Raw genomic sequence first — 14,233 nt, forward strand, 5'->3', positions numbered from 1 at the left:
ATGAGCACGCGCATCAGCCGGCAGGCCTATGCGGAAATGTTCGGCCCGACCACCGGCGACCGCGTGCGGCTGGCCGACACCGAACTGTGGATCGAGGTCGAGCGCGACTACACGGTCTACGGCGAGGAAGTGAAGTTCGGCGGCGGCAAGGTGATCCGCGACGGCATGGGCCAGAGCCAGCGCTGCGCAGCGGAGGTGATGGACACTGTCATCACCAATGCGCTCATCGTCGACCACTGGGGCATCGTCAAGGCCGACATCGGCCTGAAGAACGGCTTCATCGCCGGCATCGGCAAGGCCGGCAATCCGGACATCCAGCCGGCGGTCACGCTGGTCATCGGGCCGGGCACTGAAATCATCGCTGGCGAAGGCATGATCGTCACCGCCGGCGGCATCGACAGCCACATCCACTTCATCTGCCCGCAGCAGATCGAGGAGGCGCTGATGTCGGGCGTCACGACCATGCTGGGCGGCGGTACCGGACCGGCCACCGGCACCTATGCCACGACCTGCACGCCGGGACCGTGGCACATCCACTCGATGCTGGCCGCGGCCGACGCCTTTCCGATGAATCTCGGCTTCCTCGGCAAGGGCAACGCATCGCAGCCGGCACCGCTGCGCGAGCAGATTGAGGCCGGCGTGATCGGCCTGAAGCTGCACGAGGACTGGGGCACCACGCCGGCGGCCATCGACACCTGCCTGTCGGTGGCTGAAGAGATGGACATACAGGTCGCCATCCACACCGACACGCTGAACGAGTCAGGCTTCGTCGAAACGACGATGGACGCCTTCAAGGGCCGCACCATCCACACCTTCCACACCGAAGGTGCGGGCGGCGGCCATGCGCCGGACATCCTGCGCGCGGCCGGTCTGCCCAACGTGCTGCCGTCGTCGACCAATCCGACCATGCCGTACACGGTGAACACCATAGACGAGCACCTCGACATGCTCATGGTGTGCCACCACCTCGACGCCGCCATCGCCGAGGACGTGGCCTTCGCCGAAAGCCGCATCCGCCGCGAGACGATTGCGGCAGAGGACATCCTGCACGACCTCGGCGCCTTCTCGATGATGTCGTCCGACTCGCAGGCCATGGGCCGCGTCGGCGAAGTGATCATCCGCACCTGGCAGGCGGCGCACAAGATGAAGATCCAGCGCGGCGCGCTGAGCGATCCCGAAGGACGTTCGCCGGCGGCCGACAACTTCCGCGTGCGCCGCTACATCGCCAAGTACACGATCAACCCGGCGATCACGCACGGCATCGGCCACATCGTCGGCTCGGTCGAGCCAGGCAAGCTGGCCGATCTGGTGCTGTGGCGCCCGGCCTTCTTCGGCGTCAAGCCCAGCCTGATACTCAAGGGCGGCATGATCGCCGCCGCAGCAATGGGCGACCCCAACGCGTCGATCCCGACGCCGCAACCGGTGCACTACCGGCCGATGTTCGGCAGCTACGCCGGCGGCCTGAAGACCTCGCTCACCTTCGTGTCGCAGGCGGCGCTGAACAACCCCGCCGTGCGCGACCTGGGCCTCGCCAAACGGCTGGAACCGGTGCGCAACACGCGTGCCATCCGCAAGTCCGACATGGTGCTGAACGGCTGGCAGCCGCAGATCGACGTCGATCCGGAAACCTACGAAGTGCGCGCCGACGGTGAGCGGCTGGTGTGCGAACCGGCCGACGTGCTGCCGATGGCGCAGCGCTATTTCCTGTTCTGAACCCGCGGGCTCTGCCCGCATACGACATGCTGCTGATCGAAACCTTCGCGCCGGCCGACGCCGTGCCGGCCGAAACGCTGACGCTGAGCTTCGAACTGCGCGCCAAGTGCAGGCTGCGCACGCGCCTGGATTCGGGCGAGGAGGTCGGACTCTTCCTGCCGCGCGGCACGATACTGCGCGGCGGCGATCTGCTGGCCGGCAAGGACGGGCGCGTCGTTGCCGTGCGCTCGGCGCCGGAGCGGGTGATCGAGGCACGCAGCGCAGACGCGCTGCTGATCGCGCGCGCCGCCTACCACCTCGGCAACCGCCACGTCGCGGTCGAGGTGCAGCCCGGTCTGCTGCGGCTGGCGGCCGACCACGTGCTGGCGCAGATGCTGGTCGGCCTGGGCCTCGACGTGCGCGAGACGCAGGCGCCGTTCGAGCCCGAGGCCGGTGCCTACGGCGGTCACCCTGCCCACCACACGCACGCCCACGCCGAGGAGACCGGCGCCCGGCTGCACCTTTTCGCGGGCGGCGCATGAATCCGCTCGCGCTGGTCCGCCTGCTGCAGCTGGCCAGCCCGACGCTGCCGGTCGGCGCCTTCAGCTATTCGCAGGGGCTGGAATGGCAGGTCGATTGCGGCGCCATCCGGACCGAGGCGGACGCCGGCGACTGGATCGCCGCGGTGTTCGACGCCGGCATCGCCTCGTTCGAACTGCCCCTGCTGGCCGCGCAGATGCGCGCCTGGGCGGCCGACGACATCGCGGTGGTGCTCGACCTGAACGACGACTACCTGGCCAGCCGCGAAGCGGCCGAACTGCGGGCCGAGACGGTGCAGATGGGCTATTCCTGCATTCAGCTGCTGAAAGCGCTGCCCGAATGCAGCGAGGTCGCGGCACGACTCGTGGACAGCGGCGACGTCGCCTTCCCGACAGCCTGGTCGAGCGCCGCGGTGGCGCTCGGTGTGCCGATCGAGCCGGCGCTGACCGCCTGGGCCTGGGCCTGGGCCGAAAACCAGGTGATGGCAGCGATCAAGGCGGTGCCGCTGGGCCAGACCGCCGGCCAGCGCCTGCTGATGACGCTGGGCGCAGCCATCCCGTCGCGTGTGGCGGCCGCCCTCGACCTGCCGCGCATGGACTGGAGCAATTTCGCGCCCGGGCTGGCCATCGCCAGCTCCCGGCACGAAACGCAGTATTCGAGGCTGTTCAGATCATGACCACCGCCAGACCACACGCCAGGTGCCGCTGCAGATTCCCGTGGGAGCGGCGCCCCCGCCGCGATGCGGAGGTGGATCGAGCGCCGGCGCGTGACCGAGGCCGCATCGCGACGAGGCGTCGCTCCCACAATCCGGGCACGACCGCAGAGCCGGCGATCCTGATCCGCATTTTCGATGAAAGGCTGACAACATGACCCCACCCACTCCCCGCCCGCCGCTGCGCGTGGGCATCGGCGGCCCGGTCGGTTCGGGCAAGACGGCGCTGACGCTGGCGCTGTGCCGCGCGCTGCGCGACCGCTACAACATCGCCGCGGTCACCAACGACATCTATACCGAAGAGGACGCGCAGTTCCTGGTGCGCAACGAGGCGCTGCCGCCGGAGCGCATCATCGGCGTCGAGACCGGCGGCTGCCCGCACACCGCGATCCGCGAGGACGCGTCGATCAACCTGGAGGCGGTGGCGCGGTTGAGCGCACGCTTTTCCGGGCTGGAGGTGATCCTGATCGAATCCGGCGGCGACAACCTGGCCGCCACCTTCTCGCCCGAGCTGTCCGATCTCACGCTGTACGTGATCGACGTCGCCGCCGGCGACAAGATTCCGCGCAAAGGCGGCCCCGGCATCTGCAAGTCGGATCTGCTCATCATCAACAAAATCGACCTGGCACCGATGGTCGGCGCCTCGCTCGACGTCATGGAACGCGACGCGAAGAAGATGCGCGGCGAGCGGCCCTTCCTGTTCTCGAACATGAAGACTGGTCACAACCTCGACGCCATCATCGCCTTCATCGAGCGCGAAGGCATGCTGGGCGCTGGCTGACGCAGATCGTGTTGCGCCGCCGCACTTGACGCTACACTTCCGCGACTTTCCACAGCGGGCAGGCGCGTGAAGATCATCATTCTCGGGGCCGGACAGGTCGGTTCCTCGGTGGCGGAAAACCTGGTGTCGGAGGCCAACGACATCACCGTGGTCGATACCGACGTCCCGCGCCTGCAGGCGCTGCAGGACCGTCTCGACCTGCGCGTGGTGGCCGGCAACGGCGCCAGCCCCGCGGTGATGCGTCAGGCCGGCGCCGACGACGCCGATCTGCTGATCGCGGTCACGGCGTCCGACCAGACCAATCTGTGCGCCTGTCGCATCGCGCAGACGCTGTTCAACCTGCCGACCCGCATCGCCCGGCTGCGCTCGATCGATTACGCCGACTACCCGCAGCTGCTCGACGACAACAATTTCGCCGTCGACTTCTCGATCTGCCCGGAACAGGAGGTCACCGACTACCTGAAGCGGCTGATCGCCTTCCCGGAAGCGCTGCAGGTGATCGAGTTCGGCAAGGGCCGGGTGAGCATGGTGGCCGTGCGCGCGGTCGGCGGCGGGCCGCTGGTCGGCCGCCAGATCAAGGCGCTGCGCGAGCACCTGCCGGACATCGACGCCCGCATCGCCGCCATCTACCGGCGTGACACCGCCATCATCCCCGATGGCGACACGGTGATCGAGCCGGGCGACGAGGTGTTCTGCGTCGCGGCGACCGAGCACATCCGCGCCGTCACTGCCGAACTGCGCCGGCTGGACAAGCCGATGCGCCGCATCATGATCGCCGGCGGCGGCAACATCGGTTACCGCCTCGCCTCGTCGCTGGAGAACCGCTACGAGCTGAAGCTGATCGAGCACTCGCGCACACGCGCCGAATTCCTGTCCGGCAGCCTGCACAAGACCCTGGTACTGGCCGGCGACACGACGGACGAAATGCTGCTCGAGGCGGAGAACGTCGACGACATGGACCTCTACCTGGCGCTGACCAACGACGACGAGAACAACATCATGTCGTCGCTGATGGCCAAGCGCATGGGCGCGCGCCGCGTGGTGGCACTGATCAACCGCCGCGCCTACGTCGATCTGGTGCAGGCAGGCACGATAGACATCGCCATCTCGCCGGCACAGGTGTCGATCGGCTCGCTGCTGGCGCACGTGCGCCGCGGCGACGTGGTCGCTGTGCACAGCCTGCGCCGCGGTGCGGCCGAAGCACTCGAACTTGTGGTGCATGGCGACCGCAAGACCTCCAAGGTGGTCGGCCGGCGCGTCGACGAGATCAAGCTGCCCGAGGGCGCGATGATCGGCGCCATCGTGCGTCACTCGGAAAAGCCGATCAAGGTCGAGGTGACCGATCTGGCCGTGCGCGAGACACACGAACACGTGATCATGCCGCACCACGACACGGTGATCGAGCCGGAGGACCACGTGATCGTGTTCTGCTCGACCAAGCGTGTGGTGGCGCGGGTCGAGGGGCTGTTCCAGGTCGGATTCGGGTTTCTCTGATGCTGGCCGTACTGAATGTGCTGGGCCGCCTGCTGGCGGTGTTCAGCCTGACCTATCTGGCGCCGATCGTCTGTTCGCTGGTGTTCCACGACGGCATGCTGTGGCATTTCATCGACAGCATGGCGATCAGCGCTGCCGGCGGCGTACTGCTGTACATGGCGACGCGACGCCACTACCGCGAGCTGAAGCCGCGCGACGGCTTCCTGCTGGTCACGCTGTCGTGGGTGCTGATGTCGACCATCGCCGCGGTGCCGCTCATGCTGTCCTACGACACGATGAGCTTTACCGACGCGTTCTTCGAAACGATGTCGGGCCTGACCACGACCGGCGCCACGGTCATGACCGGGCTGGACCATGCGCCGCAGTCGATCAATCTGTGGCGCCACCTGCTGAACTGGATAGGCGGGATGGGCATCATCGTGTTCGCTGTCGCCATCCTGCCGCTGCTGGGCGTCGGCGGCATGCAGCTGTACAAGGCCGAAACGCCGGGACCGATGAAGGACAGCAAGCTCACCGCGCGCATCACCGATACCGCCAAGGCGCTCTATCTCGTCTATGTCGGCATGACCGCCGTGTGCCTGCTGTCGCTGCGTCTGGCTGGCATGGACTGGTTCGACGCCGTCTGCCATTCCTTCTCGGCGATGGGTCTGGGCGGCTTCTCGACGCGGGACGCCAGTGTCGGGGCCTTCGATTCGGTCCTGATCGAGCTCGTGCTGAGCTTCTTCATGCTGCTGGCCGGCATCAATTTCGCCACCCATTTTCTGGCCGTCAGGCGGCTGTCCATCGGTCCCTATGTGCGCGACGCCGAAGCGCGCGCCTACCTCACGATCATGCTGCTCGCCTTTGTCGGGCTCACGATCTTCCTGCTCGCCGAGGGCGTGTACGACGACGTGGGAACCTCGGCACGCATGGTCATGTTCAATCTGGTATCGCTGGGCACCGGCAGCGGCTATGCCAGCACCGATTTCGCGCAGTGGCCGATCTTCGCGCCGCTGCTCATGCTCTTTCTGGGCGGCCTCATCCCCTGTGCCGGCTCCACCGGTGGCGGCATCAAGATGGTGCGCACGCTGGTGCTGTTCGGTCAAAGCCAGCGCGAAATCCTGAAACTGATCCACCCGGCGGCGGTACGCCCGCTGATGATCGGTCGCACCGCCGTGTCCGAGCACGTCGCCCAGTCCGTGCTGGGATTCATCTTCCTGTACTTCATGAGCGCCGCGCTGATGGTTTTCGCGCTGCTGCTGACCGGTCTCGATTTCATCACGGCCTTCACCGCCGTGATCGCCTGCATCAACAACATCGGCCCTGGCCTTGGCGAGGTCGGACCGGCCGGCAATTACCAGGGACTGAGCGGCCTGCAGACCTGGATCTGCAGCTTCGCCATGCTGCTCGGCCGGCTGGAGGTGTTCGCCGTGCTGGTCATCTTCACCCCGGGTTTCTGGCGCAAATAGGCCCGATCGTCGCCTGCCCGGGCAGGCAGGCGAGCGCATCGGCTATCCTTGCGCCCTGCACTTCAAGGATTTCCCATGTCCGTACTCCGCAACGACACCTTCCTGCGCGCGCTGCTGCGCCAGCCCACCGACTACACGCCGATCTGGCTGATGCGCCAGGCCGGCCGCTACCTGCCGGAGTACTGCGCGACGCGCCGCCGCGCCGGCAGCTTCCTGCAGCTGTGCAAGTCGCCGGCCATGGCCTGCGAAGTGACGCTGCAACCGCTGGAGCGCTTCCCGCTCGACGCCGCCATCCTGTTTTCCGACATCCTGACGGTGCCTGACGCGATGGGCCTGGGCCTGTATTTCGCCGAAGGCGAGGGCCCGAAGTTCGAGCGCCCGCTGCGTTCGGAAGAGGCGATACGTGCCTTGGCCGCGCCCGACCCCACGACCGAGTTGGGCTATGTCATTGACGCGGTGAGTGAAATTCGCCGCGCGCTGGACGGTCGGGTGCCGCTGATCGGCTTCTCCGGCAGCCCGTGGACGCTGGCCTGCTACATGGTCGAAGGCGGCGCCTCGGACGACTACCGGCACCTGAAGACGCTGATGCTGGACCGCCCGGAACTGCTGCACCACATGCTGTCGGTGACCTCGAAAGCGGTGACCGACTACCTGAACGCACAGATCGAAGCCGGCGCGCAGGCGGTGATGATTTTCGATTCCTGGGGTGGCGCACTGTCGGCGCACGGCTACCGCGAGTTCTCACTGGCCTATATGCAGCGCATCATCGCCGGCCTGAAGCGGGAGAAGGACGGCCAGCGCGTGCCGGTCATCATGTTCACCAAGGGCGGCGGTCAGTGGCTGGAGGCGCAGGCCGAAGCCGGCGCCGACGCGCTCGGGCTGGACTGGACCACCGACATCGGACTGGCCCGCCAGCGGGTCGGCGACAAGGTGGCGCTGCAAGGCAACTTCGACCCGACCGCACTGTTCGCCCACCCGGAAGGCATCCGTCGCGAGGCACGTCGCATTCTCGACAGCTACGGCAATCACCCGGGCCACGTGTTCAACCTCGGCCACGGCATTTCGCAGCACACGCCGCCGGAGCACGTCGCCGCACTGGTGGAGGAAGTTCACAGCCACAGCCGTGCCCTGCGGGCAGGCTGAACCGGGCAGCCGGCACGTTCCGCCGGCTTTTTCCGCACAGTTCGGCCACTGCAAGGGGTTGACTTATGCACAGTCGGCCGCTCAGGCCGACTACAAGCCGAAGGGCTGGTCCACTACAAGAGCCCTCCGCGCAAGTCACTGATAAGCAAGGAAGTATTTTTTTCTTGACGCCTGGCGGAAAATTTGGTGGCCGTTGATGTCAGGTTCGTGACGGACGGACACGAAGTTTCCCACAAAGTTATCCACAGCTTTTGTGGCACTCAAAACCTTGCCGGATGAGTGCGTTGCGGACACAAGCACCCAGTCTTGTTGAACGACATGCCGCAAGTCACTGAATCCATTAAAAGCCCGCATCAGCGCTTGGAAAGCACCGCAGCAATTCTGCCGTCGCATCTGTTGCAGGTCGCGCTTTCGCGACCGATTCCCACGCTGTTCGACTATGACGCTTCGGCCTTCCCCGATGCCGAACCCGGACAGCGCGTGCGCGTGCCCTTCGGCCGCAGCGAGCTGTGGGGCATCGCCTGGAGCTGGCGCGAAGCGGGCGAGGTCGACGCCGCACGCATCAAGCCGCTGCTCGACATCGACCGTGCCAGCCCACCGCTGCCGGCCAGCTGGCGGGCGCTGGTCGAGTTCGTCGCCCATTATTACCAGCAGCCGATAGGCGAAGTCGCGGCGATGGCGGCGCCACCGGCCATCAGTGCCACCCGCGCCGAACGGGCCAACCGGCGCTTCCGCGCCACCCCGGCCGGCAGCGCCGCCCTCGATACGCTGCCGGCGCGCGACGTCCGGCGCAAGCTGATCACCGCGCTGATCGAGGCCGGTGACCTGAACGAGGCGGAACTGCGCGCGCTGTCATCGCGCGCCGCCGTCGCACTCGAACGCCTGCTGGCCGACGGGCTGATAGAGCCGGCCCTGCCGCAGGCGCCAGCCGAGGCCGCACATGTACTGAGCGCCGACCAGGCGGCGGCCCTGGCCGCACTGCAATCGACCGCGGGCTACGCTGCCAGCCTGCTGCACGGCGTGACCGGCAGCGGCAAGACCGAGGTCTATCTGCGACTGATCGAGGATCAGATCGCCGCCGGCCGGCAGTGCCTGCTGCTGGTGCCGGAAATCGCGCTGACACCGCAGTTGCAGGCGCGGGTGGCCGCCCGCTTCCCGCGCGCCTGCCTGCACGTGATGCACAGCGAAATGAGCGACGGCGCCCGCGCGATGGCTTGGGCGGCAGCGCAGTCCGGCGAGGCGGACATCCTGCTCGGCACCCGGCTGGCAGTGTTCGCGCCACTGCCGCGACTGGGCTGCATCGTGCTCGACGAGGAACACGACCCCTCCTTCCGCCAGACCGAGGGCGTGCGCTATTCGGCGCGCGATGTCGCCATCTGGCGCGCGCGCAACGAAGACGTACCCATCGTGCTGGGCAGCGCCACGCCGTCGCTGGAAACGCTGCGCCACGCAATCGACGGCCGCTACCGCTGGCTCAGGCTGACCACGCGCGCCGGCAGCGCCCGCCTGCCGGAGGTGCATCTGGTCGACACACGGGTTTTCCGCGCCACCGACGGCTTGAGCCAGCCCATGCTGCGCGCCATCGAAAGCCGGCTGGGGCGTGGCGAACAGACACTGCTGTTCATCAACCGCCGCGGCTACGCACCGGTGCTGAGCTGCCCGGCCTGCGGCTGGGCCGCCGGCTGCACCCAGTGCACCGCCAACCTGGTGCTGCACGCCGCCGACCGCCGGCTACGCTGCCACCACTGCGGCGCCGAAGGCCCGGTGCCGCACGCCTGCCCGAAATGCGGCAACCAGGACATCCAGGGCTATGGCCGCGGCACCCAGCGGCTGGAGGAAACGCTGGCCAGCCGCTTCCCGACCGCACGCCTGCTGCGCATAGACCGCGATAACGTACGCGGCCGCGAGCACTGGCAGGAACAGCTGGACCTGATCCGCCGCGGCGAGGTCGATCTGGTGGTCGGCACCCAGTTGCTGGCCAAGGGCCACGACTTTCCCGGCATCACGCTGGTCGGCGTGATCGGCGCCGACGCCTCGCTGCACGCCGCCGACTTCCGCGCGCAGGAGCGGCTGTTCGCCCAGCTGATGCAGGTCGGCGGCCGGGCCGGTCGGGCCGACACCGCCGGCGAGGTGCTTATCCAGACCGCGCAGCCCGAACACCCCTTGTTCGCCGCGCTGAAGGCCCACGATTTCGACGGCTTCGCGCGCAGCCAGCTGGCGGAACGCGCCGCGCTCGGCCTGCCGCCGCACGGCTTCCAGCTCATGCTGAGCGCCGACGCGCCGGAACTGCAGGCCGCACTCGACTTCCTCGAAGCGGCGCGCCGCGCCGCGCTGGCACTGGCTGTCGATGGCGTGCAGATCTACGACGTCGTACCGATGCGCATGGTGCGCCGCGCCAACCGCGAACGCGCCCAGCTGGTGGTCGAATCGCGCAGCCGTCCGGCTCTGCGTACGCTGCTGCTGCCCTGGGTCGCCAACCTCTACCGCCTGCGCGTCGCCCGCGGCCTGCGCTGGCACGTCGATGTGGATCCGGTCGAGGTGTGACCGGGCGGTGACGTGTGGGCCGCTGGCTTCGATCAAGGCCGCAATCGCGAGCAAGCTCGCTCCCACGGCGCCCCATCTGACGCCGCGCACAGCCCTCCGCTGCTGTCGGGGTCAGAAGACCCCTCCCACAAAATCCTGGCTCCGACCCCGGATCGGGTGCGGCCCCTGTGGGAGCGGCCTTGGCCGCGACGCAGCCGTCGTGGGCCGCTGGCTTCGATCGAGGTCCCAATCGCGAGCAAGCTCGCTCCCACAGTGCCCCATCGAGCGCCACGCGCCACTCTCCGCCGCTGTCGGGGTCAGAAGACCCCTCCCACAAAATCCCGCTCCGACAAAATGCCCCGCCGAGCTTGCAGCGCCCGCCGTTCTCGGTTCTCATCCGCGCTCCGCCCCTGCCGAACACCCATGAGAGCCGACCAGACACTCGTTGCCCGCAGCCTCGCCCGTTCCCGCACCGTCGCCCAGGCGCTGATCGCGGCGGGGCGGGTTCGCGTCGCCGTTGGCGCTGGCTGGACGGTGGTGACCAAGCCGGCCCAGGACATCCCGGACGGTGCCGAGCTGCAGGTCGAGGTGTCGGACGACGACCGCTATGTGTCGCGCGGCGGGCTGAAGCTGGCCGGGGCGCTCGACCGCGTCGGGCTGGACGTCGCCGGCCTGAGCTGCCTCGACGTCGGCCAGAGCACCGGCGGCTTCACCGACTGCCTGATCCAGCGTGGCGCCGCACGCGTGGTGGGCGTCGAGGTCGGCCACGGCCAGCTCGACCCGCGGCTGCGCGGCGACCCGCGCATCGTCTGCATCGAACACCTGAATGCGCGCACGCTGGACGCCGCCACGCTGGGTATACATATGGCGGCCGGCGGCTTCGACCTGCTGGTGTGCGACGCCAGCTTCATTTCGCTGACGCTGCTGCTGCCGCAGTGGCCGGCGCTGCTGGCCCCGGGCGGACGCGTGCTCACGCTGGTGAAGCCGCAGTTCGAACTGGGCCCGGATGCACTGGGGAAAGGCGGCATCGTGCGTGATGCGGCACAATACCCGGCCCTGGAGGTGCGCATGCGGACGTTTGCCGAAGCGAACGGTCTCAACGCACTGGATTACTTCGACAGCCCGATCAAGGGCGGCGACGGCAACCGCGAATTCTTCCTGTACGCGGCCCGGCGCGACGCGACCGACCACCATGACTGACAACCCCACGCGCATCTGCAGCGTCGAATTCTTCCCGCCGGCCACCGAAGAGGGGGCCGAAAAGCTGCGCGCCACCCGCCGTCAGCTGCGCCAGCTCAACCCGTCCTTCTTCTCGGTCACCTACGGCGCCGGCGGCACCACGCGTGATCGGACACTCGAAACCGTGCTCGAAATGAAGGCCGAAGGCCTGAACGCGGCACCGCACCTGTCCTGCATCGGTTCGACCCGCGACAACCTGCGGCAGACGCTGGAGCGCTACAAGGAGGAAGGCATCCACCACATGGTCGCGCTGCGCGGTGACCTGCCCTCGGGCGTGGTCGACCCGGGCGATTTCCGCTACGCCAACGAACTGGTGGAGTTTGTCCGACAGGAGACCGGCGACTGGTTCCACATCGAAGTGGCCGCCTACCCGGAAGTGCATCCGCAAGCGCGCAACGCCGCCAAGGACCTGCAGAACTTCGTGCGCAAGATGAAGGCGGGCGCCGACTCGGCCATCACCCAGTACTTTTACAACACCGACGCCTACTTCGCCTTCGTCGACGACGCGCGCGCGATGGGCGTCGAGGCGCCGATCTACCCGGGCATCATGCCGATCGCCAACTTCTCGAAGATCGCGCGCTTCTCGGAAGCCTGCGGCGCCGAAATCCCGCGCTGGATGCAGCGCAAGTTCGAAGGCTTCGGCGACGACGCCGCCTCGGTCAAGGCCTATGGCCTGGACGTCGTGACCACGTTGTGCGAGCGACTGCTGGCCGGTGGCGCCCCGGGCCTGCATTTCTACACGCTGAACCAGGCGGGGCTGACCTCGACCATCTGGCAGCGACTCGGTCTGTAATTTCACCCGCCCCTTTCCCGGAGAACGGCATGCGCATCTTTTCCGTCCTCGCCCTGCTGCTGGCGCTGTTCGGTGGCTACACCTGGCTGGTGCTGAACTGGAGCTATTCCACCGGCGAACGTGCCGGCTACGTGCAGAAGTTCAGCAACAAGGGCTGGTTCTGCAAGACCTGGGAAGGCGAACTGGCGATGGTGACCATGCCCGGCACGCTGACCGAGAAGTTCGAGTTTTCGGTGCGTGACGAGAAGGTGGCGCAGAAGCTGAACCAGAGCATGGGGCAGCGCGTGTCGCTGCACTACGCGCAGCACATCGGCGTGCCGACCTCCTGCTTCGGCGAGACGCAGTATTACGTCAGCGACGTGCGCGTGGTCGATGTGCCGGACGCCGAAAAGCGCGCCCTCGAAGCACTGCCGGCGGTACCGGCCGTCGCGCCGCCGCCCGCGGCCGCGCCCGCCCAGTGAGCCGCTCACCGCGCAGCCTGGCCTTCCTGCTGGCGGGCCTGTCGGCCATCGGTCCGTTCGCGATCGACACCTACCTGCCGGCTTTTCCGGCGATCGGCGCCGATCTGGGCGCGACAAAGCTGGAAGTTCAGCAATCGCTGACGATCTATCTCGGCTTCTTCGCGTTGATGACGCTGTGGCACGGCGCCGTCGCCGACGCGCTGGGCCGGCGGCGCGTCGTGCTGTGGTCGCTGGTCATGTTCTTCCTGACCTCGGTCGGCTGCGCGCTGGCCACGCAGATCGAGCACCTGTGGATCGCCCGTGCGCTGCAGGGCATGTGCGCCGGCGCCGGCATGGTGGTTGGCCGCGCCGTAGTGCGCGATCTGTTCGAAGGCGCCGAGGCGCAGCGCCTGATGAGCACGATACAGCTGCTGTTCGCGCTGGCGCCGGCCGCCGCCCCCATCATCGGCGGCTGGGTGTTCGGTCTGTTCGGCTGGCGCGCGGTGTTCTGGTTCCTCGCCGCCTATTCGGCGCTGATGTGGCTGCTCTGCCTGCTGCGCCTGCCGGAAACGCTGGACCCGGATCACCGGCGCAGCCTGCATCCGGTCAAGCTGGCGCGCGACTACGCCCACATGTTCGCCCGCCCGGCCCTGCTGGCGCTGGTGATCGCGGTATCGATGAATTTCGCCGGTTTCTTCCTTTACGTGATGTCGGCGCCGGTGTTCCTGATGGAGCACCTGGGCGTGTCACCGCAGGGTTTCGCCTGGCTGTTCGGCCCGACCGTGGCCGGCATGATGACCGGCTCCTGGCTGGGCCGCCGGCTGGCCGGCAAGATGGCGCCGCAGCTGCAGCTCAAGCTGGCCTACACCATCATGCTGACGGCCGCCTTCGGCAACGTGCTACTGAACGTGCTCACGCCGGCCAGCCTGCCCTGGGCGGTACTGCCGATCGCGCTGTACAACATCGGCCAGGCGCTGGCCATGCCGATACTGTCGCTGCTGGCGCTGGAGCTGTTCCCGCGGGCGCGCGGCATGGTGTCGTCCTGCCAGGGTTTCGCGCAGTCGCTGACCAATGCGATGGCCGCCGGCCTGGTGGTGCCGGTGCTGTGGGGCGAACCGCTCCATCTGGCCGCCGGCATGGCCACTTTCGTCTTCGTCGGCTGGCTCGCCTGGCTGCGCTACCGGAGCATGCACGCATGAGCGACAAGCGCTACCAGGTACGGAGCCGCAGCGAACACAACTTCTGGCAGCACGAGGTGTTCGACAGCACGACCGGCCTGGCCGTGCTGGAACCGAACACCGACCTGTCCTGGTGTTTCGACGGCGCCGCGCTGCTCGAATCCGGACTGAGCATCGACGAGACGCTGGAACTGCTGGCGGTGCGACCGGTGATCCGCCAGTGCGGCTGCTGAACCGCCGGCCCGCCACG

At 67.8% G+C, this 14,233-nt stretch carries 13 protein-coding genes; all 13 read left to right on the forward strand.

Annotated elements, in window-relative coordinates:
* The 13 genes from ureC to METRZ18153_RS0118710 all read left to right on the forward strand — a co-directional run bounded on the left by ureC (position 1) and on the right by METRZ18153_RS0118710 (position 14,216).
* The gene (ureC, locus tag METRZ18153_RS0118650; RefSeq protein ID WP_020166172.1) at positions 1-1,713 is read left to right on the forward strand and encodes an urease subunit alpha; all 1,713 of its coding nucleotides are present in this window, start codon (positions 1-3) and stop codon (positions 1,711-1,713) included.
* A 26-nt stretch (positions 1,714-1,739) separates the two neighbouring features.
* Entirely contained in the window at positions 1,740-2,234 is a 495-nt protein-coding gene (gene ureE / locus METRZ18153_RS0118655; RefSeq protein WP_020166173.1) for an urease accessory protein UreE, read from the forward strand.
* On the forward strand, positions 2,231-2,908 hold the full coding sequence (locus tag METRZ18153_RS0118660; protein ID WP_020166174.1) for an urease accessory protein UreF: 678 nt from the start codon (positions 2,231-2,233) through the stop codon (positions 2,906-2,908). The genes ureE and METRZ18153_RS0118660 overlap by 4 nt, the downstream gene beginning before the upstream one ends.
* 190 nt (positions 2,909-3,098) lie before the next feature.
* The gene (gene ureG, locus METRZ18153_RS0118665) at positions 3,099-3,725 is read left to right on the forward strand and encodes an urease accessory protein UreG (protein ID WP_043363961.1); all 627 of its coding nucleotides are present in this window, start codon (positions 3,099-3,101) and stop codon (positions 3,723-3,725) included.
* Between the two features lie 66 nt (positions 3,726-3,791).
* Complete coding sequence (gene trkA, locus METRZ18153_RS0118670; RefSeq protein WP_020166176.1) at positions 3,792-5,219, forward strand: Trk system potassium transporter TrkA; 1,428 nt, start codon at positions 3,792-3,794, stop codon at positions 5,217-5,219.
* Positions 5,219-6,667 carry a TrkH family potassium uptake protein gene (locus METRZ18153_RS0118675; protein ID WP_020166177.1) on the forward strand — a complete coding sequence of 483 codons (1,449 nt, stop codon included), beginning with the start codon at positions 5,219-5,221 and terminating at the stop codon, positions 6,665-6,667. The genes trkA and METRZ18153_RS0118675 overlap by 1 nt, the downstream gene beginning before the upstream one ends.
* Positions 6,668-6,742: 75 nt before the next feature.
* On the forward strand, positions 6,743-7,810 hold the full coding sequence (gene hemE, locus METRZ18153_RS0118680; RefSeq protein ID WP_020166178.1) for a uroporphyrinogen decarboxylase: 1,068 nt from the start codon (positions 6,743-6,745) through the stop codon (positions 7,808-7,810).
* Positions 7,811-8,170: 360 nt separating this feature from the next.
* Positions 8,171-10,354 carry a primosomal protein N' gene (locus METRZ18153_RS0118685; protein WP_020166179.1) on the forward strand — a complete coding sequence of 728 codons (2,184 nt, stop codon included), beginning with the start codon at positions 8,171-8,173 and terminating at the stop codon, positions 10,352-10,354.
* Between the two features lie 402 nt (positions 10,355-10,756).
* Positions 10,757-11,533, forward strand: a complete 777-nt coding sequence (locus METRZ18153_RS0118690; protein ID WP_020166180.1) for a TlyA family RNA methyltransferase — start codon at positions 10,757-10,759, stop codon at positions 11,531-11,533.
* Positions 11,526-12,365: a methylenetetrahydrofolate reductase [NAD(P)H] gene (gene metF, locus METRZ18153_RS0118695; protein ID WP_020166181.1), complete on the forward strand. Its 840-nt coding sequence runs from the start codon at positions 11,526-11,528 to the stop codon at positions 12,363-12,365. Before METRZ18153_RS0118690 ends, metF begins: the two co-directional genes overlap by 8 nt.
* 29 nt (positions 12,366-12,394) lie before the next feature.
* On the forward strand, positions 12,395-12,826 hold the full coding sequence (locus tag METRZ18153_RS0118700; protein ID WP_019916362.1) for a hypothetical protein: 432 nt from the start codon (positions 12,395-12,397) through the stop codon (positions 12,824-12,826).
* Entirely contained in the window at positions 12,823-14,004 is a 1,182-nt protein-coding gene (locus METRZ18153_RS0118705; RefSeq protein WP_020166182.1) for a multidrug effflux MFS transporter, read from the forward strand. The genes METRZ18153_RS0118700 and METRZ18153_RS0118705 overlap by 4 nt, the downstream gene beginning before the upstream one ends.
* Positions 14,001-14,216, forward strand: coding sequence for a hypothetical protein (locus tag METRZ18153_RS0118710; RefSeq protein ID WP_020166183.1), 216 nt, complete (start codon positions 14,001-14,003; stop codon positions 14,214-14,216). The genes METRZ18153_RS0118705 and METRZ18153_RS0118710 overlap by 4 nt, the downstream gene beginning before the upstream one ends.
* The last annotated feature ends 17 nt before the right edge of the window (positions 14,217-14,233 follow it).

Origin of the sequence: Methyloversatilis discipulorum (assembly GCF_000385375.1) — a bacterium.
GTDB classification, from domain to species: Bacteria; Pseudomonadota; Gammaproteobacteria; order Burkholderiales; family Rhodocyclaceae; genus Methyloversatilis; species Methyloversatilis discipulorum_A.

What these genes read in the sequence shown, in the direction of transcription:
- METRZ18153_RS0118660 (WP_020166174.1), top strand. Translation starts at nt 2,231, where the DNA reads ATGAATCCGCTCGCGCTGGTCCGCCTGCTGCAGCTGGCCAGCCCGACG.
- METRZ18153_RS0118710 (WP_020166183.1), top strand. Translation starts at nt 14,001, where the DNA reads ATGAGCGACAAGCGCTACCAGGTACGGAGCCGCAGCGAACACAACTTC.
- METRZ18153_RS0118700 (WP_019916362.1), top strand. Translation starts at nt 12,395, where the DNA reads ATGCGCATCTTTTCCGTCCTCGCCCTGCTGCTGGCGCTGTTCGGTGGC.
- METRZ18153_RS0118675 (WP_020166177.1), top strand. Translation starts at nt 5,219, where the DNA reads ATGCTGGCCGTACTGAATGTGCTGGGCCGCCTGCTGGCGGTGTTCAGC.
- ureC (WP_020166172.1), top strand. Translation starts at nt 1, where the DNA reads ATGAGCACGCGCATCAGCCGGCAGGCCTATGCGGAAATGTTCGGCCCG.
- METRZ18153_RS0118690 (WP_020166180.1), top strand. Translation starts at nt 10,757, where the DNA reads ATGAGAGCCGACCAGACACTCGTTGCCCGCAGCCTCGCCCGTTCCCGC.
- hemE (WP_020166178.1), top strand. Translation starts at nt 6,743, where the DNA reads ATGTCCGTACTCCGCAACGACACCTTCCTGCGCGCGCTGCTGCGCCAG.
- ureE (WP_020166173.1), top strand. Translation starts at nt 1,740, where the DNA reads ATGCTGCTGATCGAAACCTTCGCGCCGGCCGACGCCGTGCCGGCCGAA.
- metF (WP_020166181.1), top strand. Translation starts at nt 11,526, where the DNA reads ATGACTGACAACCCCACGCGCATCTGCAGCGTCGAATTCTTCCCGCCG.
- ureG (WP_043363961.1), top strand. Translation starts at nt 3,099, where the DNA reads ATGACCCCACCCACTCCCCGCCCGCCGCTGCGCGTGGGCATCGGCGGC.